Source organism: Streptomyces sp. NPDC054813 (genome assembly GCF_053611365.1).
Map to the genome: position 1 here is coordinate 177,781 of NZ_JBSHAF010000008.1, position 26,644 is coordinate 204,424.

Consider the following 26,644-nt stretch of genomic DNA (forward strand, 5'->3'; position numbering starts at 1 on the left):
CGCGCCACTCGGGGGAACCCGGTTCAGGTTTCAAGGACCGATCGACGGCAACCCGGAGGGCATGTCCCCTCGATATCGTCACAATCAGGCCGGCACGGTCGTCGCGGTCGTCGCCGACATCATGGCCCTCATACTGGGCCTCTGGATAATGATGTACCTGCTGGACGCGAACCGGGCGAACAGCCTGGTCCAGTTCATCCACGACGCGGCCGCCTGGCTGGCCGGCTGGTCACGCGACCTGTTCACCTTCGACGAGGCGTGGGCGAGGGTGGTGGCAGGATACGGCCTCGCAGCGGTCGTCTACCTGTTCATCGGCCACGCGATCGCCAACCGGATGCAGCGGCACTGAGAGACCCCGGCCAGAACAGAGCCGTAAGGTGCGCGGGGCTGTGTCGACGTGCGGCTCCGCCGCGATGGGGGTCCCCCCGCTCGAGCGGAGCCGAGAGTGGGGGAGCGACCAGCCCCCCACGGCGCCGCACCCGCCGTACGCCACACCCCCCGGCTCCCTCAGGCGCAGCAATCCACCTCAAGCCCGGAAGGCAGCTGCCCTCCCCCGAACACCGCACACGTGGCGTCATGCCCCCCGAGCGCAGCGACGGCCAGCAACAGCGACCCCGCCGTCCACGTGGTGAGCTCCCGCGGCCAGATCGCGTCGTCCTCGAAGACGTAGCCGGTCCAGTACAGCCCCGACTCCGCGTCCCGCAGATGCTGGATCGACTGCAGGATCTCCAGCGCCCGGTCGGACTCCCCGACCGCCCACAGCGCGAGGGCGAGTTCGGCCGACTCCCCGCCCGTCACCCACGGATTCGGGACGACACACCGCACCCCGAACCCGGGTACGACGAACCGCTCCCAGTCCTTCTCGATCCGCGCGGCCGCCTCCGCACCCGTCAACGCCCCGCCCAGCACCGGGTAGTACCAGTCCATCGAGTACCGGTCCTTGTCCAGGAACCGCTCGGGGTGGCGCCGTATCGCGTGCCGCAGCGCGCCCACGGCCAACTCCCAGTCCGGCTGCGCCTCTTCCCGCTGCTCGGCGATGGCGAGCGCACAGCGCAGCGCGTGGTGGACCGACGAACTCCCGGTCAGCAGCGCGTCGTCGGTGGGCGTCCCCGCGTCCTCACGCCGCCAGCCGATCTCACCGCCGGGCTGCTGCAGCCGCAGCACCCACTCGACGGCCGCGTACACGGCGGGCCACATCCGGTCGAGGAAGGTGTCGTCGCCGGTGGAGAGGTAGTGGTGCCAGACGCCCACCGCGATGTAGGCGACGAAGTTGGACTCGCGGGCGCGGTCGGTGACGTCGTCGTGCGCGCCGTCGGCGTAGGCGGCGTACCAGGAGCCGTCCTCGTTCTGGTGCTCGGCGAGCCAGGTGTAGGCCCGCTCGGCGGCGGTGTGCTCACCGGCCGCGTCCAGCGCCATCGCGGCCTCGGTGTGGTCCCAGGGGTCGAGGTGGTGCCCCCGGAACCACGGGATCGCCCCGTCCTCCCGCTGTACGGCGAGGATCCCGCGGACGGTCGCGGCAGCCTGCTCGGCGGTGAGGACCCCGGGCAGGACGAGGTGTTCTGTCCGGGGGGTGGTCACTTGGCGGCCACCTCGGCGTCCGACGCGGTCCCGGTCCCCGTCTCGGTCCCCGTCTCCGTCCCGGTCCCCGTCTCGGTCCGGGGCAGGTGCGGCTTGGTGGCGTAGACGACGAAGCTCTTGCCCATCACCGGGTTCAGCGCCTGCTCGGCGAGGCGCGTGGCCAGCGGCTTCTTCATGATGTCCCAGACGAGCAGCTTGTGGTACGCCCGTACCGGCAGCGCCTTGTCGTTGTCGACGCCGAACGCGCACTTCAGCCACCAGTAGGGCGAGTGCAGCGCGTGCGCGTGGTGGCTGCCGTACGGCCGCAGGCCGGCTTCCTTGATCTTCCCGATCAGCTCGTCGGCCTTGTAGATGCGGATGTGCCCGCCCTCGACCTCGTGATAGGCGTCGGAGAGCGTCCAGCAGACCTTCTCGGGGCCGTAGCGCGGCACGGTGACGGCTATCCGCCCGCCGGGCCTGAGCACGCGCACCATCTCGGCGAGCACGCCCTTGTCGTCGGGGATGTGCTCCATGACCTCGGAGATGATGACGACGTCGAAGGACTCGTCGGGGAAGGGGAGCGCCAGCGCGTCGCCCTCCATGGCGGTGGCCGTCGCGCCGGCCGGGGCCTCGCCGGCCTCCGCCATCGCCGCGAACCACTTGGCGACCTCGCGGATCTCCTCTCCGTTCTGGTCGAGCGCCACGACCTGGGCGCCGCGCCGGTAGCACTCGAAGGCGTGGCGTCCTGCCCCGCAGCCGAGGTCCAGGACGCGGTCGCCCGGGGCGAGCGGGAACCGGGAGAAGTCGACGGTCAGCACGTGGCCCTGCTTTCACTCTCGTGACGAACACCAGCTGAGGCCGCGGAGCGGCCGGGATTGCGGGGCGCGGAGCGGGTTACGGCCTCGGCCGCGGAGCGGCCGGAAGCGGCGTCCGTGCCGCCCGCGGAGCGGGCGATCGCCTCGCGGTACCGGGCCACCGTGCCCTCCGCGGCGCGCGCCCAGGTGAAGTGCCGTAGCACCCGCTCACGGCCGGCCCGGCCGAGGCGCGCGCGGAGCTCGGGGTCGCCCAGGAGCCGGCTCAGCCCGGCGGCCAGCGCGCCGGCGTCGCCCGGCGGCACGGCCAGGCAGGTCTCCCCGTCGCGTCCGGCGACCTCGGGGATCGCGCCGCCCGTCGTCGCGAGCAGCGGGGTGCCGGTCGCCATCGCCTCGGCGGCGGGCAGCGAGAAGCCCTCGTAGAGCGACGGCACGCACGCGACCTCGGCCGAACGGACCAGGTCGACGAGTTCGGCGTCGGAGATGCCCTTCACGAACTCGACGGCGCCGTCGAGGCCGTACCGCTCCACGGCCTGCGCGACGGGCCCCTCGGTGGGCTGTTTGCCGACGACGACGAGATGGGCGGCGGGGTGCTCGGTCCGTACCTTGGCGAGGGCCTCGACGAGGAAGACCAGCCCCTTCAGGGGCACGTCCGCGCTGGAGGTGGTGACGATCCGGCCGGGCACCTGGGGTACGGCGGGATTCGGCGCGAAGAGGTCGGTGTCGGCGCCGATGTGGACGACGTGGACGCGGTCCTCCCGTACGCCGAGATGGTCGACGATCTCCTGGCGGGAGGTGCCGGAGACGGTGAGCACGGAGGGCAGCCGGCGGGCGACCCGCTTCTGCATCCGGGTGAAGGCGTACCAGCGCCGTACGGAGTACCGCCGCTTCCATCCCTCGGCCGCGTCCAGCTCCAACTGCCGGTCGACGGTGATGGGGTGGTGGATGGTGGTGACGAGGGGCGCGCCGACGTCCCCCAAGAGGCCGTATCCCAGCGTCTGGTTGTCGTGGACGACGTCGAACTCCCCGGCGCGGGCGCGCAGATGGCGGCGGGCGCGGAGGGAGAAGGTCAGCGGTTCGGGGAAGCCGCCGGTCCACATGGTGGCCACTTCGAGCGCGTCGACCCAGTCCCGGTACTCGTCCCGCCCGGGCGTCCGGAAGGGGTCCGGGGAGCGGTACAGATCGAGGCTGGGCAGCTCGGTGAGGGTGAGCGCGGGGTAGCCCTCGTCCAGGACGGGGTACGGCTGTGAGCCGATCACCTCGACGCGGTGCCCGAGGCGGGCCAGCTCGCGGGAGAGGTGCCGTACGTAGACGCCCTGGCCGCCGCAGAACGGGTTCCCTTTATAGGTGAGGAGCGCGATGTCGAGCGGTCGCTCGCCGTCGGCGGCGGGTTCCTCGTCGGCACCCGTCCGCCTGGCCTCAGCGGTCACTCTGGGCCCCCTTCTCCCTGCACTTTCCCGCGAGATTACGCCGGGACGCTAATCTAGAACAAGTTTCAGACTTGATCGTTCAAGAGGCTCTGAATCTACCGGCAGGTAGGGGCGGAGTGAGCAGTGGATCAGGTGATTCGCGCCACGACGCGACCCCTGCCATGCTGTCTGATCACTCGCCCTGAGCACTGCCCTCACCGACTGTCACGGACGGGACCCATGCCTGCGGAAGCCAAGGTGGACATCGGCGCCAGATCGGCCACCCCGCCGCTCACCGAGCGGCAGGAAGCCCGGCGCCGCCGCATCCTGCACGCGAGCGCCCAGCTGGCCAGCCGGGGCGGTTTCGACGCGGTGCAGATGCGCGAGGTGGCCGAGTCCTCCCAGGTGGCGCTGGGCACGCTCTACCGCTACTTCCCCTCCAAGGTCCACCTGCTGGTCGCGACCATGCAGGACCAGCTGGAACACATGCACGGCACGCTGCGCAAGAAGCCGCCGGCGGGCGAGACGGCGTCGGAGCGGGTCGCCGAGACCCTGATGCGGGCCTTCCGCGCCCTCCAGCGGGAGCCGCACCTGGCCGACGCGATGGTCCGGGCCCTCACCTTCGCCGACCGCAGCGTCTCCCCCGAGGTGGACCAGGTGTCCCGGCAGACGACGGCGATCATCCTGGACGCGATGGGCCTGACCGACCCCACGCCCGCCCAGCTGTCCGCCGTCCGGGTGATCGAGCACACCTGGCACTCGGCCCTGATCACCTGGCTCTCGGGCCGCGCCTCCATCGCCCAGGTCAAAATCGACATCGAGACGGTCTGCCGGCTGATCGACCTGACGGAGCCGGGCGGGAAGCCGTAGCCCGGGCGGGCTCGGGGCACGGCTCGGGGCACGGCTCGGGGCATGCGAAGACCTACGAGACGGGTTCCCTTCGCCGGCATTGTCCGGATCAGGTGATGGGGGTCGCCGTCCGGCAAAACCGCTGCCTTCCGACCTCTCAGCCCGACCGTCGACGTCGGCACTGGCGGATGCGTATGCATCTGCGTCACGCCTGAGTCGGCTACGCCGCTCGGACTCCCTCACTCGCCTCGTAGGCTGATTCCAGGATAGAACGCCTGGAGGGGAATAGAACACCCCAATGGTGGATTTTTTCTACTTTTCCTGATACGGGTCACACGCGAGCGCCTGCGGCGCGCAACCCCACCGCCTCGGGCCCGCTACCCCACCGCCTCGGGCCCGCTACCCCACCGTCTCCAGCCCGCTATCCCACCGTCTCCAGCCCGCTCCAGCTCCGCCCGAGCGCGGTCTCCCCCGCCCAGCGCTCCAGCAGCAGCCGGGCCTCCGCCTCCGGGGCCGCCAGGGACACCCGCTGGGCCCCCGCGTGGACCTTGCGCGACTGTTCGTGGGTGCCCTCGCTGCAGCAGGAGCAGAGCATCTCCAGGCTGCTCGCGGGTTCCGCGCCGAAGTCGTGCTCGACGAAGAGGGCGACCAGCGCGTCGAGGTCGGCGGCCTCGCCGGCGTTCACCGTCACCTCCAGGGTCGGCAGCCCGGACGCCCGGAGGAGGAGCAGTTCGTCGAAGACGGGGAACTCGCGGCCTTCGACCACCCGGCGCCCCGTGGGCTCGCCGTCGTGCACGACGATCTCCCCGAACCGCCGCCCCGCCGTCACCGGCACGTTCATCACCCTCCCCCGCGTCGGGCACAGCCGGTCGATCCACACGACCTCCCGCTCGCCACCGGTGTCCAGCCGCACACAGGCCGCTCCGAACCGCCCGTCGATCTCCCCCTCCCCCGCCGGGAGTTCGATGCCGAAGCCGGCCCAGGCGTCCCGGGCGGTGGCCCAGTCGCCCTGGATGGTGGCCGCGATACCGAGGTTCCAGAAGGCCGGGTCGCCCTCGCCGCGCGGAGCACGGGCGGCGGCCTCGCGGCCCAGTGCGTAGGCCTTGGCCCAGTTGCGCAGGAACTTGTGGGCGAGTGCGGCGTCGTACCACCACACCGCGCTCCGCTCCTCGTCCGGGAACCGCGCGAGAACCTGCTCGAAGAGCCCGGCCGCGGACAGCCACTCCTCGGCCTCCCACGCCTCGTAGGCCGCTTTGATCAGGCCCTCGGCCTCGGTCTTGCGCACGTTCCCCACCCTGGTCGGCCCGTCGGACCGCAGGAGCGTATCCCAGGCCACCGACAGGCCGGGCCGGGCCACCGACGGGCCACTTACGGGCCACGCCGGGCCGTTGGCAGGCCGGCGCCAAGCCACCCCGTCTGCTGCCGGATCAGCCGCCGAGTCAGCCCCCGGATCACCCCCCGGGGGGAAAAGCCTCTGGCGGGACCCCTGCCCCTGATCGGAGAATCTCCCCATGGCACTCATCCACCGCACCACCCTCAAGCCCACCAAGGTCGAACTCCTCGCCGGCTGGCTCCCCACCCGCCCCTGGTACCGCGGCCCCGCCGCACCGGAGTTGGTGAAGGCCGGCGGGTTCCGGCTGGACGACCCGGAGGGTGAGGTGGGGATCGAGTTCATGATCGTCACGGAGGGCTCGGACGCGTATCTCGTACCGCTCACCTACCGCGGCGCCCCGCTCGACGGCGCCGAGCACGCGCTCCTCGGCACCATGGAGCACGGGGTGCTCGGCACGCGCTGGGCCTACGACGGCTGCCACGACCCCGTGCTGACGGCCGGGTTGGCGGCCCTGATCGAGGGACGTGCCGCGGCGCAGGCCCAGAGCATCACCGACACGCCCGACCGGGAGGTCGCCCGTGGGTACGCCGCGGCCGGTCCGCTCCCCGGCCTCGGCGCCCCCGTCGACACCGACGAGAGCACCGAGTTCGCCGTGGCCGACGAGGGCCTGGTCCTGCGGCTGCGGCGCGTACTGACCTCCGGCGCACTGCCGCCCGCCGACGCGGCCGGGTATGTCACCGGAGCCTGGCAGCAGCCGGACGGCAGCCGGGCCAGGGCACTGTTCGCCGCTCTTGAGCCTCGCTAGGCCGCGGGCGGGAGCCGGACCTCGGACGGAAGCCGGACCTCGGACGGAAGCCGGACCTCGAGCGGAAGCCGGACCTCGAGCGGAAGCTACTCCTCGGGTGGGAAGACGGGTTCCCCGCTGTCCAGCAGGGTGATGGTGATCGCCTCCACCGGGCAGTTCTCCGCCGCGTCGAGGATCCTGCCGTTGGCGTCCGTCTCCGGGTCCACGGGGTGGGACTGCATGGCGGAGTCGAGGCGGAAGGCTCCGGTGGCGCGGTTGACGCACTGGGCCGAGCCGATACAGATCGAACGGTCGACCTCGACGTGCCAGCGGTCACCCATGGCGGCCTCTCACCCCTCCCAGCCGGCCGGGAGATGGATCATCTTGTGTTCGAGGAACTCGCTGTAGCCCTCGGGCCCGAACTCCCGCCCCAGACCGGAGTTCTTGTAGCCGCCGAACGGACCGAGCATGTCCAGGCTGAAGGTGTTGACGGAGTAGGTGCCCGTACGGACCTGCCGCGCGACCTCGATGCCGTGCTCCACGTCCGCCGTCCACACGCTGCCGCTCAGCCCGTAGTCCGAGTCGTTCGCGATCTTCAGGGCCTCGGACTCGTCGCCGTAGGGGAGGAGGCAGATCACCGGACCGAAGATCTCCTCCCTGGCTATCCGCATGGAGTTGTCGACGTCGCCGAAGAGGGTCGGCTCGACGTACCAGCCCTTCTCCAGACCCGCCGGACGGCCGCCGCCCGTGAGGATCTTCGCGCCTTCCTCCTGACCGATCCGGATGTAGTCCAGATTCCGCTGCTGCTGGCGGCGGGCGACGAGGGGGCCCACCTGGGTGGCCGGGTCGAGGGGGTCGCCGACCTTCAGGGCGCTCGCCGCTGCCGCGAGGGCGTCGGCGAACTCGTCGTAGCGGGAGCGCGGGACGAGGATGCGGGTCTGGGCGACGCACGCCTGGCCGTTGTTCATCCAGGCGGCGGGGACGATCCCGGCGACGGAGGCGGCCACATCGGCGTCCGGCAGTACGACCGCGGCCGACTTGCCGCCCAGCTCCAGGGTCACCCGGGTGAGGTTCCGTGCGGCCACCTCCATCACCCGCTTGCCGGCCGCGACCGAGCCGGTGAAGGAGACCTTGTCGACGCCCGGATGCGAGACGAGATACTCACTCACCTCGCGGTCCGCCGGAAGGATGGACAGCACCCCGTCCGGCAGGCCGGCCTCCTTGGTGATCTCACCGAGTATGTAGGCGTCCAGCGGCGACTCCGGGGACGGCTTGAGCACCACCGTGCAGCCGGTGAGCAGCGCGGGGGCGAGCTTGGCGGCGGCCACGAACTGCGGCACGTTCCAGGGCACGACGGCCGCCACGACCCCGACCGGCTCCCGCCGCACCAGGATCTTCCCCAGCACCCCGTCGCGCGTCTCCTCGTACGTGAAGTCGCGTGCCACCCTGATCGCCGCGTCCCACACCATCATCGCGCCGAGCGCCTGCGCGAGCACGCTCCACGAGTACGGCGAACCGTTCTCGGAGGAGATCACCCGCGCGATCTCCTCGTGCCGTACGGCGATCGCGTCCTTGATCCGAGTGACGACCTCGACCCGCTCCTCAAGGCTCATCCGCGGCCAGGGCCCCTCGTCGAAGGCCCGCCGCGCGACCCCGACGGCCCGGTCGGCGTCGTCCCGCGAGGCATGCGGCACCCGCCCGAAGACCTCCTCGGTGTGCGGCGACACCACCTCGATGACGTCCTTGCCCAGGGGGTCGGTCAACTCCCCGCCGATGAACAGCTGCCCATGTTCCAGGAACTCGGTCATGGCGCCCCGCCACCCTTCCTGACGATGTTTCAGAACTGATACCAGTTCTAGTTAAAGTAGTCCACGGAGAAGACGAGAATGCCCCTGACCAGCGGTTTCCCAATGATCAGGGGCGAGGCCCGAAACCGTGGGCCGTCAAGGGGCCGTCGGGGCCTCGTGGGCCGCGCGGTACATACCGTCGATGGCCTTCCGCGTACGCGTCTCGCTGCTCGGCATGAGATGGGTGTATGTGCGGAGCGTGAACCCGGCGTCGGCATGGCCGAGGTAGGAGCTCAGGGCCTTGATGCTCTCCCCTGCGTCGAGGAGCACCGAAGCGTAGAAGTGCCGTAGCGCGTGCATGCCGTCTTCCCGGGCTTCCTTGTACCTCTCCCCCGGCCCGGGCTTGGGGATCACTCCCGCCGTGGCGAGCGCGGGCTTCCAGGCGTGCGCGTTGAAGGCGTTGCGCCAGACTGCCCCGCCCTCAGCGCCTGTGAAGTACAGGAGCCTGGTCACCGGCTCTCCGTCGGGGTGCATCCAGGGCAGCGTGACTTCGGCCGGCAGGAAGGCCGTCATGTGCTCGGCGAGCGCGAAGGCAACCGAGTCCGGCAGCGGCACGTCACGGAGCTTGCCGTTCTTCGGCGGAGCGAAGACCAACTTCCGTTCCACGACCTTGACCTGTTGGGTGACGTGCAGGACCCCGGACAGCGGATCCACTTCGTCGACGGCCAACCCGAAAATCTCCCCGTGCCGAAGTCCGCATCCGGCCCCGACGTCGACCATGGCCCGGAACCGGTCAGGCAGCCCCCGCCGCACGGAGAACACACGCTCTGCGGACCACGGAGCAACACGACCGGCGGCGGGCTTCGGACGCCGTACCGAGCACACCCCGCAGGGATTCCGCGCGAGGCGGCCGTCATCAACTGCCGCAGCGAGCACCAGACCCCTCACCCTCAGCCAACCGCGGGACCGTACGCACCTCCGGGTCAGGGTGAGAACAATGCCTCCGGCGGGGGCGCTCAGGCTCCGGGATGACGGAGGGGGGCCGGCACTGCGAGTGCGGGCCGGTTTGTGCTGGAGGTGGGGGCTGTCATCCCGTCTGCCGTCGACCCAGGCAAGCCATAGCAGACCAGGCTTCTGGGGCCCAGGTCGTTCGTCCAGCAGGGCGCTCCACCTGGGCCCCAGAACCCTGCCCCGCTATCACTCCGTGTGGGTCGACGGCAGACGGGATGACAGCGGGGCAGAGTGTGGCTGACGCCAATGAAAGCCGCTCACACCCGCCTCCCCTGGCTATCCCTCTGCCTGCGCGGCACATCACTGGCAAGTCCGACCAACCCGAAGACGAGGAAGAAGGCGCCCGCCAGAGCAAGCCACCACCCACTGTGCTCGATGAAGTAGTACGCAAAGCCTGCGCTGACTATCAGGAAGACGGACGCAAGGGTGATCCCAAAACCATCACGTCTCTCCGAATCTTCGACACTAATGATATGGCGGATGGTCTCGTCAATGTGATTGCGCAGCTCTTCACGCACCGAGCTGTCTTCTGGCAATAGCGCCAACCGGTCCAGATCGGCCTTCGCTCGGTCCCGCCCCTGTGCCCTGTTGTAGCGGCGCTGCGCCATGACGCCCATCAGCCCGATCACTCCGACAGCAACGGTTGCGATCGCCTTCCAGTCCACGCTGTGACTCCCTCATGCCTTACCTACGTTCCTCAAGCCCGAACAGTCCGCGTAGTCCGATCAGGCAGGTTTGTCGGACTATTCGAGGGACAAGCCGATCGCCCCCGACGCTGCGCTGTCCGACCGGGGCACCACATGTTCGATCACGGGGTGCTCGCGCCGCGCTGAGAGAACGACGTTAGGGCGTACCTCTTTCCCGCATATGCGTACTGAAAGGCCAGGAGAAGCCAGATGCTCATCGAAGTAAGCAGGTTCCTACGGCGCCGCTGGCTGCCACAGGCGACAGTTGCGGTAGCGGCAGGGGCAGCCGGCCTGGCCGGAGTGGTACCGGCCGCGGCTGCCCAGGTGACCACGGTGAGCTGCAGCGCCAACCCCAACGCCCTGCAGCCCGCCATTACCGCCGCTTCGCCCGGCGACACCCTGCTGGTGAGAGGGACCTGTACCGGCCCCTTCACCATCGACAAGGACCTGACCCTGAGGGGCGTCGGTGGGGCGGTGCTCGACGGTAACCACGCAGGCTCCACCGTCACGGTCGGCAGCGGAGCCCGGGTTCTCCTGGACCACGTGATCCTCACCCATGGCAGCGCTGCGTCCTCCGGCGGCGGCGTCGACAACGAGGGCACGTTGACGGTGAGCCACTCCACGGTGAGAGACAACACGGCGCCCTCAGGCGCGGGTGGAGGCATCCACAACCTGGGCACGCTGACGGTGGTCAGCTCCACGGTGAGGGACAACTACTCAATCGGCGCCGGCGGCGGAATCAACAACAACGGGTCCCTCACGGTGCGTGACTCCAGTGTGTTCGGCAATTCCGGAGACAATGGCGGAGGCATCTTCAATTACCTCGCCGGCCAAACGGTCACGCTGATCCGCTCATCGGTGCACCACAACACCGCGAGAGTGAGTGACGGCGGCGGCATCCTCAACTACCTGGGCGAGATGACGGTCTCCGGCTCCACGGTGTACAGCAACACTGCCCCCTTCGGCGGCGGCATCTGGAACCAAGGAACGCTGACGGTGACCCGCTCCACGGTGCAACGCAATACCGCGACGGGCGGCCCCGGCAGTGGCGGCGGCATCTACAAAGCCGGCGGCTCCTTGAGCCTCGACCGGTCCGTGGTTCGTAACAACACCCCGGACAACTGCGCTCCGCCCGGAAGTGTCCTGGGCTGCACAGGCTGAACACCGCCGTGCAGCCCTGGAGGCACCGCCACCCACCCGCTCCGCCGACCGTCGGACACTGTCCACGGGGCACGCATCCGGGGTGAACCCGCCTACGGATCAGATGCTGCCCGTGCCCTAGCCGACGTGCCCCCCCGCGTGCCTGATGGGATGGCTCCGCATGGGGAGGCTCGGGGAACTGCGGGGAGGCTGGCGGGAACGTGCAGTTCAGTGGGGTGGCTGCTCGGGCAGGAGGTGCGTACGCGATCTTCCGAACTAGTGCTCCAGGCTGGAGAGAAGGCCGCGCTTGTCAAGACTGCGTGCGGCGGATGACACCTGCGGCTGACACCAACAAGCACGAACAGCAGCGATCGGCGCCGAACCTCCAGCGGACGATCGGCCGAGGCTCGGGCCCGGTTCGCCGACGTCGACGGTCCCGGTGATCGACCTGATAAGGATGAGCACAGACCTCAAAGCGTTGACCTTGTACGGGCGCCGCCCTCACGCGGGCCGGCGCCAGTCGCCTTAACTCGACCATTGAGACTCCGCCGATCACGTGGGACAGCTCGGGCCGTCTCATGGCCGCTCATTGCTGACGGGCACTCCGCCGTACAAGCTCCTGGGCCACCAAGCCCAAGAAAATCAGGGCGAAGCCCCATCCCTTACTCATGACCATGACCATGCCGCCCACACCCACCACGGCTGTCGCAGCGGACTCCCAGCGCACCGCGCCGCCTACGCGTCGACTCCGGGACCGCCCGACCAGTTGACGTCCTACAACCACCTGTATCAAGTTGACCAGGGCGATCACACCAAAGAGCGCGCTGACGAATATCTGCACGCACGGACAATAGCGGTCCTGCGTGATCCGAGCCCGTCATGCGACTCCGCCGATCATGCGGGTAGGCCCACGGCCCCACAAAGCACGCCATCTGTCAGCCGTTCGAGGGCGATCAGCGACCACGATGGATCAGGCCGGGCTCAGGCTCGTCCGTGCCACTCTCGTGCCAGAACAGGCGGGGACTCGCGGGGAACCGGAGGGCCGAAGGGAACAATGGCAGGCGGTCAACTCACGGCAGGGAACGCCAGGTCACACGTGTGGTCACCCAACCTCGCTCCTAAAGCGGGCGTCGGTCGCCTCGTTGTCCTGGTCTTGTCCAGTGCGCCCACGGCCATCACCGTTCGCCGCCGTACGCGCACTCCCTCTGACCTGCGCTACGAACCCCTGCGAACGCCCCCGGACAGCCGCGCGGACAGTTGGAAAGCGTGCACATGCGGTCGACGTGCAGCGCTGATTGGTGCGCGGCCGGCGCTGGCAGGTCTCACTCTTGGCCATCGACGAAGCCCGACCGTCGGTTAGGTCCCGGGTTGCCCCCCGGGCCGCCCCCAGACAGGACCGGGGATGCAGCTGCTCTACAGAGCTGGACACCTCGGAAGCCGACCGCGCGTCCAAGACCCTAGTCGTGGCCACTGACAACCCACCCTGCGAGCCTGGCACCCCTCGACCGTGTCCGTTCATCCCCGCACCACAAGCGCACCAGGTCGAGCGGGGAACAGCGGTGAATCACGGTGAAAGCCACCTCCTCCGACGAGGCAGCACTTAACTCGTGCGCCCAGGTCAGCACCCAGACCGCCCCCGAATGCCCGCAGCTTCCCAAGCTGAGGCCCCGGGCGACCCGGTGGTGGGAAAGATTCAGACGGAGGAGGGCTCATCACGTGTCGCCTTTGTCCACTCGATCAACTGCTTCACGAGGTCGATGACGCGCTTTTGTCGTCCCTCGGGCAGGAAGATCCAGCAGATCCAGGCCGGCGCAAGGAGTACGACAGCAATGATCAGAGGGAGGATGCGCAGAGCCGCGAGGAGATGCTTCGGGCTGACCAGTTCCAAGAACTGTTGCATGTTCGGGGCCTCTCAGGGCTTTGCTGTGTTCAGCCTCTTGGAAGCCGGATGAGGGTCGTTCACAGCAAAAAATCTTGGTCACAGCGTGCCGCTTACGGCAGCAACGTGCTCCCAAGTCCCTGGTGGAGATCCACTCGGCGTGCCAACGTGCTTCCGCGTCGACGTGCATCTCGGGAGCCGCAGATGATCAGCAGTCAGATCCGCGGCGTACGTATTTCGAGGATGCGAGACATGGTTGAGCCCCCGTCATGCCGACTGTCTGTCAGTCGGGTTGGTGGAGGCAGTATGACTTGAGGATCAAGCGGATCGCAATAGTCGACGATCCGTAATCACGCAAGTACGTTTTGGCTGTTTTCACTCGCAAGGGTGTAGTGGCCTGGAGTGCAGGGGGCGCCGCGTAGGCAGCAGTTGGCGGGGCGTACCACCCCGTGCGCCGCTGGCTGTGGTGCAGCAGCAAATGCCCGGCCGAGGCCTTCGCGGATGCCCACCCCCGCGCCCAGGAGCACCGCTCCGACGGCTGGGCCGTCTCTGGGCCGTCCGACGGTGACCAACGCCGACAAGCGATGACAGGTAGCGGACACATCAGCGCAGGTCAACCCAACGCCCTTCAGCATCAGTCGACTTGGGCGACCGTTGAAACCAGTTCTAGTTATAGTGAGCAATGGCCGTGAGGCGGTGCGGGGGCGGAGGGCGACGAATGGCGAACAGTCAGGGCGAGCAGGACGAGTCCACGGCGGTGCGGCCGGAGGTGACCGTTCACGATCATGGCGGGGGCGTACGGTCCGTCGAGGTTCCCATTCCGGACAATCCCCTTGGGTGCACGCTGGTGTACGTCGTCGACACCGATCGTGGGCCGGTCCTTGTCGACACCGGGTGGGACGATCCCGGGTCGTGGGACGTGCTGGTGGCGGGGCTGGCGGCGTGCGGTACGGGGGTCGGTGAGGTGCACGGGGTCGTCATCACCCACCACCATCCCGACCATCACGGGCTGTCGGGGCGGGTGCGGGAGGCGTCCGGAGCCTGGCTCGCCATGCACGCGGCCGACGCGGCGATCGTGCGGCGGGCCCGGGAGACCCGCCCCGAGCGCTGGTTCACGTACATGGCGGCGAAGCTGACGGCCGCGGGAGCGCCCGAGGAACACGTGGCGCCCCTGCGCGGCGGGCCCCGCCGCCGCAGTTCGCCGCCGGGACTGTCCCCGGCCCTCCCCGACCGCGAGATCCTCCCCGGCGAACTCCTCGACCTGCCCGGCCGCCGGCTGCGCGCCATCTGGACGCCGGGGCACACGCCCGGCCATGTCTGCCTGCACCTGGAGGAAGAGCATCCGGCGCAACTCCCGGGCCTGGGACGCCTGTTCTCCGGCGACCATCTGCTCCCCGAGATCACCCCGCACATCGGCCTCTACGAGGATCCCGACGACGCGACCGTCACCGACCCCCTCGGCGACTACCTCGACTCCCTGGAACGCATCGGCCGCCTCGCCCCCGCCGAGGTCCTCCCGGCCCATCAGTACACCTTCACCGACGCGCCGGCACGGGTACGGGAGCTCCTGGCCCACCACGAGGAACGCCTCACCGCCCTCCAGGCCCTCCTCCAACAGCCGCTGACCTTGTGGCAGTTGGCCGTACGCATGGAGTGGAACCGGCCCTGGGAGCAGATCCCCTACGGATCACGGAACATCGCCGTCTCGGAGGCGGAGGCCCATCTGCGGCGCCTGGTGAAACTGGGTCTTGTGGAGCCGGTGACGGGGAGCGAGCCGGTCACGTACGTGGCGGTGTAGCAGAGTCCCTCGCAACGTCGCTCGCGAACTACCCCTCCAGGCCCGCCGCCTCCCGCTCCACAACCGACAGCGGCACCTCGCCCAGCGGCCCCTTCCGTCCCCCGAAGAAGATGTTCCTGAGCATGTCGGGGGCGAACAGCCGTGCCGGTGGGGTCTTCAGGCTCATCACGTCCAGCAGGCCGTGCAGGGCGCGCGGGTTCTCCGAGGCCGCCGCCACCGCCTTGTCGACGTAGGCGGTGAGGAGGCGTTCCGCCGGCGTCGGGGGTTCCGGGGCCGCTCCGGGGTAGTGCACGTCCTGGCCCACCGCCAGGTTCCACGCGTTGCCGACCGGGCGCGCCACCGCCCGCTGGATGCGGCGGGCGGTGCCCGGAGCGCCCGCCCCGTGCCTGTCCAGGACCTCGCGGACCGCGATCGCGCTCTGGGCCGCAACCGAGAGGCCGTGGCCGTAGACCGGGTTGTAGCCGGCGACGGCGTCGCCGATCACCGCGAAGCCCTCCGGCCAGGTGGGCGCGTTCTCGAAGTAGCGGCGGCGGTTGGCGGTGCTGCGGGTGGTCACCGGGGCGGTCAGCGGCCTGGCGTTCGCGATCAGGCGGCCGATGATCGGGTCCCGCAGGCCGGTGAGCGCGAACCGCTCGAACTCGGCCGGATCGGCGGTCGGCCGGCCGCCTCGTGTGCCGGAGACGGTGACCAGCCAGCGTCCGCCCTCGATGGGGATGAGGACCCCGCCGCGGCCCGGCGAGTTGCGTGGGTCGGCCTGGACGTTCACGACCGGGTAGCGGGGCAGGGCGGTGGTGGCGGCCGGAGCCGCGTAGACGCGGCTGGCGTAGGCCACCCCGGCGTCCACGACGCGCTCCGCGACCGGCGGCAGGCCCAGTTCCGTCAGCCACCCGGGGGCCCGGGAGGCGCGGCCGCTCGCGTCGATCACCAAGTCGGCGTGCAGGAAGCCGGGTTCGCCCCCGCCGGAGAGACGGATCCCCGTCACCCGGCTCCGGTCGCCCACCAGGCCCACCGCCCGGGTGCCGTCCCGCAGTGTCACCCGCCGCCTGCCCAGCACGTCGGCGCGGACCACCGCGTCCAGCAGATCCCGGCTGCACACGACCATGCCGTGCCGTGAATCGGTGAACCTCCTGAACCACTGTCCCGACGGCGCCTTGCTGACCAGGTCCTTCATCACGTCGATGAGCCCCGCACCCCTGCCGACCAGCTCGCCGGTGACGCCCGGGAGCAGGTCCTCGAGGGCGGCCACGCCCCCGGACCACAGGAGATGGGCGTGCCGGGCCTGCGGGAGGCCCCTGCGGTGCGCGGGGCTCTCGGGGAGCCGGTCGGCCTCGATGACGGTGACCTCGTGGAAGCGGGTGGCGAGGACCGAGGCGGTCAGCAGTCCGGCGGTGCTGCCACCGACGACGATCGCGGTACGCCGGCCCGTCGCGATCCCTCGGCCGAGCGTGTCAGACATGTCGGGCATGAGGACGGAGACCTCCTGTCGCAGCCGCCTGCCGGCGGTCCTCGGAGTCCTGGGACAGCCCCGTTCAGGCCTGGTTGGCGACCTGGTTGGCGCCCGTCTCGGACGTGATGAGCATCTCCGCCAGGTCGGCGAGGGTGGTGAGCTGACGTGCGTTCATCTGCGGGGCGCGGGCGGCCAGCCGGACCAGGCCGCTCTCGCGCAGCCGGGACAGCGGGTCGGCCTGTGCCTCCAGCCCCTGCAACACCGGCTGGAGCGCCTCGTACAGCGCCTCGGGCTCGTCGGCGGTGAAGAAGCCGGGCGGCAGCCCGAAGAACCGCCGTAGCCGGTCGGTGTGTTCGAGGCCCGGCATGCCGCTCTTGCGCCACTCGCTCAGCCACTGCCTGCTGGTGCCGGCGATCGCCGCGAGCTCGCCCAGCGAGTACCGCTTGCCGTCGGGCCTGCGCCGGTTCTCGCGGATGAAGTCCAGCCGCTGGCGCACCCGTTCGGCGAGCCCCGCCTCGGGCGCGGTTCCGCCGGCGAGCAGTTCGGCGACGGTCCCGACGGGAATCCCGGTGCGGTGGGACAGGTCGGCCACGTCCAGCACCTCGCACAGCCGCCCGGGCCGTCCGGTCAGCTCCCCGAGCCGTGCCAGTACGCCGGTCAGCGGGGCATGGGCGTCACTCACCAAGGTCCCCCAGGAGACACGTCGTTGAACGGTCGGTCAGCCGAGCAGGCGGTCGGCCGAGCAGACGCGAGGCTATCGAATTCCCGTGCCCGGCCACCAGACATGACAAGGGTCACTGCGGAACGGGGCAGCAATCGTTGACATATGACGGTTCGCCAGAAAGGATCGGGAACGATCACGTCACCAGGCCATGGTCGAACCGACCCGCCCCGGGTGCCGCCTATGGGGGAGCGGCATCCGGGGCGACCAGCCGCCCCGCCTCCTCCCGGAAGGTGAGGCGAACGGATGTCGCAGCCCGTCCTGCTCCTCGGTGCCGGCCGCCGGTGCGCGTACGACGAGTTCGTGCTGACGCGCATCGCCGCGGCCCGCCCCGTGGTGCTGGTGGACGTCGCGCCGCCCGACTGGGCACGTCCGTGCCTGGCCGGTCATCTGGCGGCGGACCCCGGCAAGGACGGGGCGACCGCGTCGGCGGTGGTGCGGTTCGCGGCCCGGCACCGGGTCCGCGGGGTGCTGGCCCAGTCGGCCGGATACACGGTCGCCGCGGCCAGGATCGCCGGGCAGTTGGGGCTGCCCGGCCCCTCCCCCGCCACGGCCGCCACCTGCGCCGACCCGGCCGTACTGGGTGCCTCGCTCGCCGCCGGCGCGGTCCCCGTCGACGACCCGGGTACGCCCAGGGTCTGCGCCGAGACCGTCGTCCTGGACGGCGAGATCCGTATCGTCGCCATCACCCGTACGACCCTGGGCCCGGCGCCCGCCCGGCAGCCGCTGCGGCACACCGTGCACGCCCACGACGGCCTGCTGCACAACCGTTTCCTGCGTCTCGCCGTCGACCGCACCGTGCACGCCCTCGGCCTCACCCGGGGTGTGCTGCACATCGGGTTGCGGCTCACCGACCGCGGCCCCCGGGTCACCGACGTCACCCCGTGCCTCCCGGGCGACCTGATCCCGCTCCTCGTCAAACGTGCCACCGGCGTCGATCTCGCGCAGGCCGCCGCCGCCCTGGCCACCGGCGAGGTGCCGGACACCACGCCCACCCGGCAGCGGGCGGCCGCGATCCGGTTCGCCTATCCCGCCGCCACCGGCCGCCTCGACCACCTGACCCTCTCCCCCGACGCGGCCGGGGAACCCGGCGCCGACCGCATGATCCTCACCCGGGACGCCGGCCACCACGTCACCGCCGGGCCGCACGCGACCGTCGACGACCGGCTGGCGCTCTGGGTGGCCGTCGGCGAGGACCCCGCCGGCTGCGACGACGCCCTGCGCCGGATGGGCCGCCACCTGTCCGCGGGCATCGCCCCGGTCGTGACAGCGGCCTAGGACACCGAGGCCGGCCTGCGGTTATATCAAGGTTCGTATCAACTTCTCCGCCGTGCCGAGCAGTTCGACCTCCCGGCGGCTCATCGTCGGATTGGCCGCCCGTCGCCGCAGGGCCTCCGCCAGCCCCTCCTCGGTCAGTTCGCCCGGATCGGCGAGCAGGGCCGCGAGCAGTTCGCGGGCCACCGGCAGCTCGCCCACCGCGACCTGGGCGAGGATCACCGCGGACATGGCCCAGTCGAGGCCGGGCGGCCCGTCCTCGGCATTGGTCCAGTCGATGACCCGAGGCCCGTCGGGGGTCATCATCACGTTGTCCGGATGCAGGTCGAGGTGGAGGACACGGGAGCCGGGATCGGCCGGGTCCCGCCCGGGCACGGCGTGCAGCCGCCGCAGCAGCGAGGCGAGCAGCGCACCGCCCGCCGCCGCGCCCATCTCCCCCGTGAGCAGCGCCGCCAGCATGGTCGGCCCGGACAGCCGTTCCATGACCAGGTCGGTACGGGACCCGGCGGGCCGCACCCGGGGCACCGGGTACCCGTGCTCCCGTACGTACGTCATCACCGCGCCCTCGGCGGCCGCGTCCCCCCAGCCGTCCCGGTCCCGGCGCAGCACCCACGCCTCGTCGATCTCGTACACGTCGGCCGAACGCCCCGAACCGAGCAGTCTCCCCGTCATGGCATGACCATAACCAGCGGCTACGACCCACAGCCGCCCCTCAGCTTCGATTCGGCGGCCGGTAAAGTAGCCGGGTCGTCATCACCCGTACGGGGGAAAGCCGGTGCAAACCCGGCGTGACCCCTTCCCCGGTTCTCGGCTTCGCCCGAACCGGGGACACCCCTGTCCGTGAACCGTCGCACCGACGGTGAGCCGGACCGCCCCGCGCGGGACGTTGATCGGCTCATGTGCGCCGGCACCCGTCGGCGCACGGCACCGTCGAGGTTCACGGAGCCGAGCCGCCGGGGTGTCCCGTGCCGCCCGGTTCCCCCGCAGGGAGAGGCACCCGCCGATCATGACCGTCCTCCGCCGCAGCGCCGCGGTGCTGGCCGCCACCGCCGTCATCGGCGTCGCCACGCCCGCCATGACCGCGACGGCCGCCGACGACCCGTCCCCGTCCGCTTCGACGGTGCTCCCGTCGGGGCTGTTCGGCAGTACGGACCCCAAGTACGACGGCGTCTGGCGCCAGTCGCTCGCCCTGCTCGCCCAGCACACGGTGGGCCTGACCCCGGCCGCGAAGGCGGTGGACTGGCTGGCCGGGCAGCAGTGTGCCGACGGCTCGTACGCGGCGTTCCGCGCCGAGCCGACCGCGGCCTGCGACGCCAAGGTGACGGTCGACACGAACAGCACGGCCGCCGCCGTACAGGCACTGGCGGCGGTCGGCGGGCACGACGACGCCGTCGGCAAGGCGGTGACCTGGCTGAAGTCGCAGCGGAACAAGGACGGCGGCTGGGGTTACACCCCCGGCTCGCCCAGCGACACCAACTCCACCGGCGTGGTGATCGGCGCGCTCGCGGCAGCCGGCGAGACCCCGGACAAGGCCGCGGACGACCTCCTCGCCAAGTGGTCCGTCCCCTGTGACGAGGACGGCGGCGGCCTCGCCTACCAGCCGGACAAGAAGGGGAAGCTGGCGGCCAACGCGGACGCGACCGCCGCCGGGGTGCTCGGTGTCCTCGGCAAGGGGTTCGCGGCGACGGCCGGGAAGGCCCCGGCGGAGGGCTATGTCTGCGCCAACTCCGACAAGGCGCTGACACCGGCGGAGGTGGCCCGCAACGGCGCCGCGTATCTGGCGGACGCCACGCACGACCAGGGGCACCTGGTCTCCACGCTCGCCGGCGCCAAGCCCCAGCCGGACTACGGCAACACCGCCGACGCGGTCGTGGCCATGGCAGCGCAGGGCTCGACCGAGCCGGCACGGAAGCCGTACGCCTGGCTGGAGGCCCACGCCGTGCCGTGGGCCAAGCAGAGCGGGCCCGCGGCCTACGCCGAGCTGATCTTCGCGGCGCACGCGATGGGCGCGGATCCGCGCGACTTCGGCGGCACGGACCTGGTGACGGCGCTCAACGCGACGGGGCCCGCCCCTGCGGCCGCGGCCGAGCACACCGAGGAGAAGAAGGAGTCGTCGGGCACCAGCGTCTGGTGGATCGTCGGTACCGGGCTCGTCGCCGGCATCGGCATCGGCTTCCTGTTCAGCGGGCGCCGGAAGCAGCGGCAGCCGTGACCGGCGTCCGCGTCCGCCGTGCGGCGCTGCTGGTGACGGCCGCGCTGACCCTGCTGGCGACCGCGGCGCCGGCGGAGGCCGCCGGTTACCGCTACTGGTCGTTCTGGGAGCGGGACGGTTCGCGGTGGACGTACGCCACGCAGGGACCCGCCACGGCGCGGCCGGACGACGGCGCGGTCGAGGGGTTCCGGTTCGCGGTGAGCGAGGACTCCGGGGACGCGTCGCAGCCGCGCGGGACGGCGGACTTCGGGACGATCTGTGCCGACACGGCCGCGGTCCGGGGGCAGAAGCGGGTGGGGCTGGTCATCGACTTCGGTACGACGGCGGACGCGCCGTCGGCGCAGCGGCCGCCGGTGCGGCGGACCGCGTGCGCGGTGGTGCCGGACGACGCGACGGCCGCGGACGCGCTGGCCGCGGTGGCCAAGCCGTTGCGGTACGACACGAACGCGTTGCTGTGTGCGATCGGGGGGTATCCGGAGAAGGGGTGCGGGGAGGAGATATCGGCGAAAGGTGCGTCGGACAGCGGGCCGTCGCTGGGGCTGCTGGCCGGGGTGGGGGTGGTCGTGGTGGTGGCTGCGGGCGCCTTCTGGCAGGCGCGGCGGCGGAAGAATGCGTGATCGTCACAGTGCGGGCCGGTGGGGGCCGGTCGCGCCCACGCGGCGGAGCCGCACATCGATACGACCCGCGCCCCTTTGGGGCGCTCCTCAGCCGTCGGCAGTCATGTCGGCTCACTCGGCTGCGGGCAGGCGTGCCTCCCGCGAGCGCGGGCGAGTGAAACCCCCCGTGCCCCGGTCCCGGCGTAGCCGCACTCTGCACCCCGGTGCCTGGTGGCTCTGGGCGCTCTCGCTCGGGGTCGCCGCCTCGCGGACCACCAACCCGCTCCTTCTCGCCCTTCTCGTCACGGTCACCGGCTATGTCGTGGCCGCCTGCCGGAGCCGGACGCAGGGGGCCCGTTCCTACTCCGCCTTCGCCAAGCTCGCCCTCGCCGTGCTGATCGTCCGGCTCGCCTTCACCGTCCTCCTCGGCTCTCCCGTCCCCGGCTCGCACACCCTCGTCACCCTCCCCGAGATCCCGCTCCCCCACTGGGCGCAGGGCATCCGGCTCGGTGGCCGGGTCAGCGCCGAGGCGCTGGTCTTCGCCCTCTACGACGGCCTCAAGATCGCCACCCTGCTGATCTGCGTCGGCGCCGCGAACGCGCTCGCCGATCCGGCCCGTCTCCTCAAGTCGCTGCCCGGCGCCCTGTACGAGCTGGGCGTGGCCGTGGTCGTCGCCCTGACCTTCGCGCCGAACCTGATCGCCGACGTCCAGCGGCTGCGCGCCGCCCGCCGGCTGCGCGGCCGCCCCGACTCCGGCATCCGGGGTCTGCTCCAGGTCGGACTGCCGGTCCTGGAGGGCGCGTTGGAGCGCTCGGTCGCCCTCGCCGCCGCGATGGACGCGCGCGGTTACGGCCGCAGCGCCGACGTACCGGACCGGGTCCGTCGTACGACGGCCGCGCTGACCCTCGGCGGCCTGCTCGGCGTGTGCGCGGGAACGTACGGGCTGCTCACCGCCGAGGGTGGCGGTTACGGGCTGCCCCTGCTGCTGGCCGGGGTGGTCGCCGCGCTGGCGGGGCTGCGGCTCGGCGGCCGTCGTTCGCTGCGCACCCGCTACCGGCCGGACGCGTGGGACGCGCGGGCCTGGCTGGTGTCCGGGTCGGGTGCGGCCGTCGCCGGGCTGCTCGCGCTGGCCGCGGTGCGGGATCCGGACGCCCTGCAGCCCGGGGTCGTACCGCTGGTCGCCCCCACGCTTCCGCTGTGGCCCGCGGCCGCCGTGCTGCTCGGGCTGCTGCCCGCCCTCGTCGCGCCGAAGGAGCCGTCGTGATCCGTTTCGAGGACGTCTCCGTGACGTACGAGGGCGCGGCCGGGCCGGCCGTCCGGGGCGTCGACTTCGAGGTGCCGGAAGGTGAACTCGTCCTCATGGTGGGCCCGTCCGGTACCGGCAAGTCGACGATCCTGAACTCCGTCAGCGGGCTGGTGCCGCACTTCACCGGCGGCACCCTGCGCGGCCGGGTCACCGTCGCGGGGCGGGACACCCGGACGCACAAGCCGCGTGAACTCGCCGATGTCGTCGGCACGGTGGGGCAGGATCCGCTCGCCCACTTCGTGACCGCCACGGTGGAGGACGAACTCGCCTACGGGATGGAGTCGTTGGGGATCGCTCCGGCCGTGATGCGGCGGCGGGTGGAGGAGACCCTCGATCTGCTGGGGCTCGACGGGCTGCGGGACCGGGCGATCGCCACGCTCTCGGGCGGGCAGCGGCAGCGGGTCGCGATCGGGTCGGTGCTCACCCCGCATCCCTCGGTCCTGGTGCTCGACGAACCGACCTCCGCACTCGACCCGGCCGCCGCCGAGGAGGTGCTGGCCGTGCTCCAGCGGCTGGTGCACGACCTGGGGACCACGGTGTTCCTGGCCGAGCACCGGCTGGAGCGGGTGGTGCAGTACGCCGACCGGGTCGTGCTGCTCCCGGGGCCGGGGGCCGCGCCGGTGTGCGGCACTCCCGCCGAGGTGATGGCCGTGTCGCCGGTGTGCCCGCCGGTGGTGGAGCTGGGACGGCTGGCCGGGTGGTCGCCGCTGCCGATGACCGTGCGGGACGCCCGGCGCCGGGCGGGCGGGCTGCGGGAGCGCCTCGCCGGACGGGCCCCGGAGCAGCGGACCCCCGCCGACCCCGCGGCCCCCGTCACTCCGCTCGCCGAGGTCCGTGCCCTCACCGTCCGCCGGGACCGGGTGGACGCGCTGCGCGGTGTCGGTCTGACCGTCGCGCCCGGCGAGACCGTCGCTCTCATGGGCCGTAACGGCGCCGGGAAGTCCACGCTGCTGGGTGCCCTGGTCGGGCTGGTGGAGCCGGGCTCCGGGACGGTCCGGGTCGGCGGGGCGGTGCCGCATCGCACCCGCCCGCGTGACCTCGTACGCCTGGTCGGCCTGGTCCCGCAGGAACCCCGTGACCTGCTGTACGCCGACACGGTCGGCGCCGAGTGCGCGGCCGCCGACCGGGACGCGGGGGCGGCCCCGGGAACCTGCCGTGACCTGGTGTCCGGGCTGCTCCCCGGGGTCGCCGACGCCACCCATCCGCGCGATCTGTCCGAGGGTCAGCGGCTGGCGCTGGCACTGGCCGTCGTACTGACCGCCCGGCCGCCGCTGCTCCTGCTGGACGAACCGACCCGGGGCCTCGACTACGCGGCGAAGGGCCGGCTGGTCGGCGTGCTGCGCGGGCTCGCCGCCGACGGACACGCGATCGTGCTGGCCACGCACGACGTGGAGCTGGCCGCCGAGATCGCGCACCGGGTCGTGCTGCTCGCGGAGGGCGAGGTGATCGCGGACGGGCCGACGGACGACATCGTGGTCTCCTCGCCGTCCTTCGCGCCGCAGGTGACGAAGGTCCTCGCGCCGCAGCGGTGGCTGACCGTGGCCCAGGTGCGCAAGGCGCTCGCATGACCGGCCCGGTGCGGCTCGGCCCCCGCTCGCTGGCCGCCCTGCTCCTCGTCAGTGCCGTCGGCGTGGTCGCCGTCGGCTGGCCCTTTTTCGCCCCGCCCGGCTCCCGGATCACCTCGCACGCCCAGGACGCGCCCTGGCTCTTCGCGGGCCTGCTGCTCCTGCTGGTCGCCGTGCTCGGGGCGACGATCTCCGAGTCGGGGCTCGGTCCGAAGGCGGTCGCCATGCTCGGCGTGCTGGCCGCGACGGGGGCGGCGCTGCGGCCGATCGGCGCGGGCACCGCCGGGATCGAGCCGATGTTCTTCCTGATGGTGTTGAGCGGGCGGGTGCTGGGGCCGGGCTTCGGGTTCACCCTCGGCTCGCTCACCATGTTCGCGTCGGCGCTGCTCACCGGCGGGGTGGGGCCGTGGCTGCCGTTCCAGATGCTGGCGATGGGCTGGTTCACGATGGGCGCCGGGCTGCTGCCGGGGGCCGGGCGGCTGCGCGGGCGCGGTGAGCTGGCGCTGCTGGCGGGCTACGGCTTCCTGGCCGCGTTCGGCTACGGCATGGTCGTGGACCTGGCCGGCTGGCCGCTGCTGGCCGGCACCGCCTCGAACATCGCCTTCGACCCGCACGCGGGGCCCGCCGCCAATCTGGCCCGGTTCCTCGCCTACAGCCTGGCCACCGCCATGGGCTGGAACCTGGGCCGGGCCCTGTGCACGGTCGTCCTCACCCTCGTCCTCGGGCCGGCTCTGCTGCGGGCACTGCGCCGGGCCACCAGGAGGGCCGCTTTCGAGACCGCGGTCACATTCGACGGCCTCGGGGCGTGAGGCGTCGTACGCATCCGGTGACGCGACCGGTGAAGCACCCCACATGACCCACGTCACCTACGACCCCGGCTAGTAATCAGATTTTTCCTGAATGCCCGATTCGCCAGGGGCTCTGACCTGGGGATTGAGAGCCACGCCACACAACGGGCCATCACGGCCTATGCGACCACAACTAGTAAAAGGGGTGATTGCGGACGGGTTTCCGGCCTGCTTCTCTGGACGACGTCGCCAGGCACCACCGGCTCCCAGCGGGCCACGGAGCCGACGCACACGGCCACCGCCTACGGGTGGTGACGGAGCACGGCGACCCCCTGTCCCCGACGAACGAGGTTCTCCGTGTCCGTGTCCATCATCCGCCGCATCGCCTCCCCGAAGAAGGTCCTCACCGCCGCCGCCGTGGCCGCCGCCACCGCCGGTATGGCGCTGAGCGCGGCGCCCGCCCAGGCCGCCACCGGCTCGGCCTCCTCCGCTCAGGCGATCGCGCACAAGATGATCCCGGACGCCGCACAGTTCAACGCGTTCAGCAAGATCGTCTCGCATGAGAGCGGCTGGAACCCCAGCGCCACCAACAGCTCCTCCGGCGCCTACGGTCTGGTCCAGGCCCTGCCGGGCTCGAAGATGGCGTCCGCCGGGTCCGACTGGAAGTCCAACCCGGCCACCCAGATCAAGTGGGGTCTGGACTACATGAACTCCCGCTACGGCAGCCCGACGGCCGCCTGGAGCTTCTGGCAGGCCAACGGCTGGTACTGAGCCGGCCGGACCGCTCCCCCGCACCTCGGCACCCTCGCCCCCTCCTCCCGGGCGAGGGTGCCGACGCATGTCCGGACGTGGTGGACTGATGCCCCCAGAGCCGCCGGACCCCGGGGCCACCGAGCCGCCCGGTCCGGCGCGACCCACCGGAGGAGCGATGCCCACGGCGACACCGACCCGCGATCCCGAGACCCGCGGTGTGCGGCTGGTTTTCGTGCTGCTGGCCCTGACCGCGCTGAGCGGCCTGATCGACGCCGTCAGCTATCTGGGCCTCGGCCATGTCTTCACCGCGAACATGACCGGCAACGTGGTGGTCCTGGGCTTCGCGGCCGCCGGGGCGCCCGGTTTCTCGGTGCCCCACTCGGCGGCCTCCCTGGCCGCCTTCCTGGTGGGCGCGGCGGCGGGCGGCCGGGTCGCGGCCCGGTTCGGCGGCGGTTCCCGCCGACGGTGGATGCGGGTGATCCTGGCCGCGGAGGCGGTCGCGGTGGCCGGGGCGGCCGTGGTGGCCTTCGCCCGGCCCGGCGGGACGGCGACGACGTACACCCTGATCGCGCTGACCGCCTTCGCGATGGGGCTGCGCAACGCGAATGTCCGCAAGCTGGGGATCCCCGACCTGACGGCGACCACGGTCCTGACGACGACCCTCACCGGCCTGGTCTCCGAGTCCCACCTCGGCGATGCCACCAGGCCGCACTCCCCGCGCCGCGCGGCCGCGGTCCTCGCGCTGATCGCCGGCGCGGTCCTGGGCGCCTGGCTGGTCCTCCACGAGAACCTGGGGATCCCGCTGCTCGTCGCGGCGGTGGTCGCCGGGGTTCTGGCGGTGGTGGCGTCCGGGCGGGAGTGACGGGAGGGACAGGAGTGAGCGGCACCGGCGTCTCGGGGGAGGCAGGAACGGGGCGTAGGAAGGGGATGCTCCTG

Annotated in this window: 25 protein-coding genes and 1 pseudogene; 13 read left to right on the plus strand and 13 right to left on the minus strand. The window is 71.6% G+C overall.

Features of this window, described 5'->3' with window-relative positions:
- Positions 1–61 precede the first annotated feature (61 nt).
- Positions 62–349 (plus strand): hypothetical protein, encoded by a 288-nt coding sequence (locus tag ACWGJB_RS18230; RefSeq protein ID WP_450759567.1) that lies wholly within the window; start codon positions 62–64, stop codon positions 347–349.
- Between the two features lie 158 nt (positions 350–507).
- Here ACWGJB_RS18230 and ACWGJB_RS18235 read toward each other — a convergent pair whose 3' ends face one another.
- The 3 genes from ACWGJB_RS18235 to ACWGJB_RS18245 are packed head-to-tail and all read right to left on the minus strand — an operon-like array spanning position 508 to position 3,799.
- Positions 508–1,578 (minus strand): prenyltransferase, encoded by a 1,071-nt coding sequence (locus ACWGJB_RS18235; protein WP_453381154.1) that lies wholly within the window; start codon positions 1,576–1,578, stop codon positions 508–510.
- Entirely contained in the window at positions 1,575–2,375 is an 801-nt protein-coding gene (locus tag ACWGJB_RS18240; protein WP_453381155.1) for a class I SAM-dependent methyltransferase, read from the minus strand. The genes ACWGJB_RS18235 and ACWGJB_RS18240 overlap by 4 nt, the downstream gene beginning before the upstream one ends.
- The gene (locus tag ACWGJB_RS18245) at positions 2,369–3,799 is read right to left on the minus strand and encodes a glycosyltransferase family 4 protein (RefSeq protein WP_453381156.1); all 1,431 of its coding nucleotides are present in this window, start codon (positions 3,797–3,799) and stop codon (positions 2,369–2,371) included. The genes ACWGJB_RS18240 and ACWGJB_RS18245 overlap by 7 nt, the downstream gene beginning before the upstream one ends.
- A gap of 219 nt (positions 3,800–4,018) precedes the next feature.
- Between ACWGJB_RS18245 and ACWGJB_RS18250 the strand changes: the two genes are divergently transcribed.
- A complete protein-coding gene (locus ACWGJB_RS18250) occupies positions 4,019–4,648 on the plus strand; it encodes a TetR family transcriptional regulator (protein ID WP_362574440.1) in 630 nt (209 codons plus the stop codon).
- A 400-nt stretch (positions 4,649–5,048) separates the two neighbouring features.
- Here the strand turns inward: ACWGJB_RS18250 and ACWGJB_RS18255 are convergent, their stop codons facing one another.
- Positions 5,049–5,912 (minus strand): tetratricopeptide repeat protein, encoded by an 864-nt coding sequence (locus ACWGJB_RS18255; RefSeq protein WP_453381157.1) that lies wholly within the window; start codon positions 5,910–5,912, stop codon positions 5,049–5,051.
- Positions 5,913–6,138: 226 nt separating this feature from the next.
- On the opposite strand from ACWGJB_RS18255, the gene ACWGJB_RS18260 reads away from it, so the two are divergent.
- Positions 6,139–6,765: a maltokinase N-terminal cap-like domain-containing protein gene (locus ACWGJB_RS18260; RefSeq protein ID WP_453381158.1), complete on the plus strand. Its 627-nt coding sequence runs from the start codon at positions 6,139–6,141 to the stop codon at positions 6,763–6,765.
- Positions 6,766–6,851: 86 nt separating this feature from the next.
- Here the strand turns inward: ACWGJB_RS18260 and ACWGJB_RS18265 are convergent, their stop codons facing one another.
- From ACWGJB_RS18265 to ACWGJB_RS18280, 4 genes and pseudogenes are all read right to left on the minus strand, one after another.
- Complete coding sequence (locus tag ACWGJB_RS18265; protein WP_360486839.1) at positions 6,852–7,085, minus strand: ferredoxin; 234 nt, start codon at positions 7,083–7,085, stop codon at positions 6,852–6,854.
- A 9-nt stretch (positions 7,086–7,094) separates the two neighbouring features.
- The gene (locus tag ACWGJB_RS18270) at positions 7,095–8,552 is read right to left on the minus strand and encodes an aldehyde dehydrogenase (RefSeq protein WP_453381159.1); all 1,458 of its coding nucleotides are present in this window, start codon (positions 8,550–8,552) and stop codon (positions 7,095–7,097) included.
- Positions 8,553–8,687: 135 nt separating this feature from the next.
- Positions 8,688–9,464, minus strand: a pseudogene (locus ACWGJB_RS18275) (tyrosine-type recombinase/integrase); the annotation flags it as partial.
- A 335-nt stretch (positions 9,465–9,799) separates the two neighbouring features.
- A complete protein-coding gene (locus ACWGJB_RS18280; protein WP_453381160.1) occupies positions 9,800–10,207 on the minus strand; it encodes a hypothetical protein in 408 nt (135 codons plus the stop codon).
- A 231-nt stretch (positions 10,208–10,438) separates the two neighbouring features.
- On the opposite strand from ACWGJB_RS18280, the gene ACWGJB_RS18285 reads away from it, so the two are divergent.
- The gene (locus ACWGJB_RS18285) at positions 10,439–11,389 is read left to right on the plus strand and encodes a hypothetical protein (RefSeq protein WP_453381161.1); all 951 of its coding nucleotides are present in this window, start codon (positions 10,439–10,441) and stop codon (positions 11,387–11,389) included.
- 565 nt (positions 11,390–11,954) lie between these two features.
- On the opposite strand, the gene ACWGJB_RS18290 is transcribed toward ACWGJB_RS18285, so the two are convergent.
- Both ACWGJB_RS18290 and ACWGJB_RS18295 read right to left on the minus strand, forming a co-directional pair.
- The gene (locus ACWGJB_RS18290; protein WP_453381162.1) at positions 11,955–12,209 is read right to left on the minus strand and encodes a hypothetical protein; all 255 of its coding nucleotides are present in this window, start codon (positions 12,207–12,209) and stop codon (positions 11,955–11,957) included.
- A gap of 852 nt (positions 12,210–13,061) precedes the next feature.
- On the minus strand, positions 13,062–13,268 hold the full coding sequence (locus ACWGJB_RS18295; RefSeq protein WP_453381163.1) for a hypothetical protein: 207 nt from the start codon (positions 13,266–13,268) through the stop codon (positions 13,062–13,064).
- 697 nt (positions 13,269–13,965) lie between these two features.
- Between ACWGJB_RS18295 and ACWGJB_RS18300 the strand changes: the two genes are divergently transcribed.
- Positions 13,966–15,045, plus strand: a complete 1,080-nt coding sequence (locus ACWGJB_RS18300) for an MBL fold metallo-hydrolase (protein ID WP_453381164.1) — start codon at positions 13,966–13,968, stop codon at positions 15,043–15,045.
- A gap of 28 nt (positions 15,046–15,073) precedes the next feature.
- Here the strand turns inward: ACWGJB_RS18300 and ACWGJB_RS18305 are convergent, their stop codons facing one another.
- On the minus strand, positions 15,074–16,510 hold the full coding sequence (locus tag ACWGJB_RS18305) for an FAD-dependent oxidoreductase (RefSeq protein WP_453381165.1): 1,437 nt from the start codon (positions 16,508–16,510) through the stop codon (positions 15,074–15,076).
- 64 nt (positions 16,511–16,574) lie between these two features.
- Entirely contained in the window at positions 16,575–17,174 is a 600-nt protein-coding gene (locus tag ACWGJB_RS18310) for a helix-turn-helix domain-containing protein (protein ID WP_453381166.1), read from the minus strand.
- A gap of 285 nt (positions 17,175–17,459) precedes the next feature.
- Here ACWGJB_RS18310 and ACWGJB_RS18315 point away from each other — a divergent pair, with 285 nt between their 5' ends.
- Positions 17,460–18,491: a hypothetical protein gene (locus tag ACWGJB_RS18315; RefSeq protein WP_453381167.1), complete on the plus strand. Its 1,032-nt coding sequence runs from the start codon at positions 17,460–17,462 to the stop codon at positions 18,489–18,491.
- Positions 18,492–18,512: 21 nt separating this feature from the next.
- Here ACWGJB_RS18315 and ACWGJB_RS18320 read toward each other — a convergent pair whose 3' ends face one another.
- The gene (locus ACWGJB_RS18320; RefSeq protein WP_453381168.1) at positions 18,513–19,160 is read right to left on the minus strand and encodes a phosphotransferase family protein; all 648 of its coding nucleotides are present in this window, start codon (positions 19,158–19,160) and stop codon (positions 18,513–18,515) included.
- A 334-nt stretch (positions 19,161–19,494) separates the two neighbouring features.
- Between ACWGJB_RS18320 and ACWGJB_RS18325 the strand changes: the two genes are divergently transcribed.
- The 7 genes from ACWGJB_RS18325 (at position 19,495) to ACWGJB_RS18355 (ending at position 26,570) form a co-directional block, all read left to right on the plus strand.
- The gene (locus ACWGJB_RS18325) at positions 19,495–20,700 is read left to right on the plus strand and encodes a prenyltransferase/squalene oxidase repeat-containing protein (RefSeq protein WP_453381169.1); all 1,206 of its coding nucleotides are present in this window, start codon (positions 19,495–19,497) and stop codon (positions 20,698–20,700) included.
- Positions 20,697–21,317, plus strand: coding sequence for an SCO2322 family protein (locus ACWGJB_RS18330; protein WP_453381170.1), 621 nt, complete (start codon positions 20,697–20,699; stop codon positions 21,315–21,317). Before ACWGJB_RS18325 ends, ACWGJB_RS18330 begins: the two co-directional genes overlap by 4 nt.
- A 103-nt stretch (positions 21,318–21,420) precedes the next feature.
- Positions 21,421–22,560 (plus strand): energy-coupling factor transporter transmembrane component T, encoded by a 1,140-nt coding sequence (locus tag ACWGJB_RS18335; RefSeq protein WP_453381171.1) that lies wholly within the window; start codon positions 21,421–21,423, stop codon positions 22,558–22,560.
- Positions 22,557–24,170, plus strand: coding sequence for an ABC transporter ATP-binding protein (locus ACWGJB_RS18340; protein ID WP_453381172.1), 1,614 nt, complete (start codon positions 22,557–22,559; stop codon positions 24,168–24,170). Before ACWGJB_RS18335 ends, ACWGJB_RS18340 begins: the two co-directional genes overlap by 4 nt.
- Positions 24,167–24,976, plus strand: a complete 810-nt coding sequence (locus tag ACWGJB_RS18345) for an ECF transporter S component (RefSeq protein WP_453381173.1) — start codon at positions 24,167–24,169, stop codon at positions 24,974–24,976. Before ACWGJB_RS18340 ends, ACWGJB_RS18345 begins: the two co-directional genes overlap by 4 nt.
- Before the next feature lie 336 nt (positions 24,977–25,312).
- A complete protein-coding gene (locus tag ACWGJB_RS18350) occupies positions 25,313–25,726 on the plus strand; it encodes an aggregation-promoting factor C-terminal-like domain-containing protein (protein WP_362574413.1) in 414 nt (137 codons plus the stop codon).
- Between the two features lie 157 nt (positions 25,727–25,883).
- Positions 25,884–26,570 (plus strand): YoaK family protein, encoded by a 687-nt coding sequence (locus tag ACWGJB_RS18355; RefSeq protein ID WP_453381174.1) that lies wholly within the window; start codon positions 25,884–25,886, stop codon positions 26,568–26,570.
- Positions 26,571–26,644: the final 74 nt, after the last annotated feature.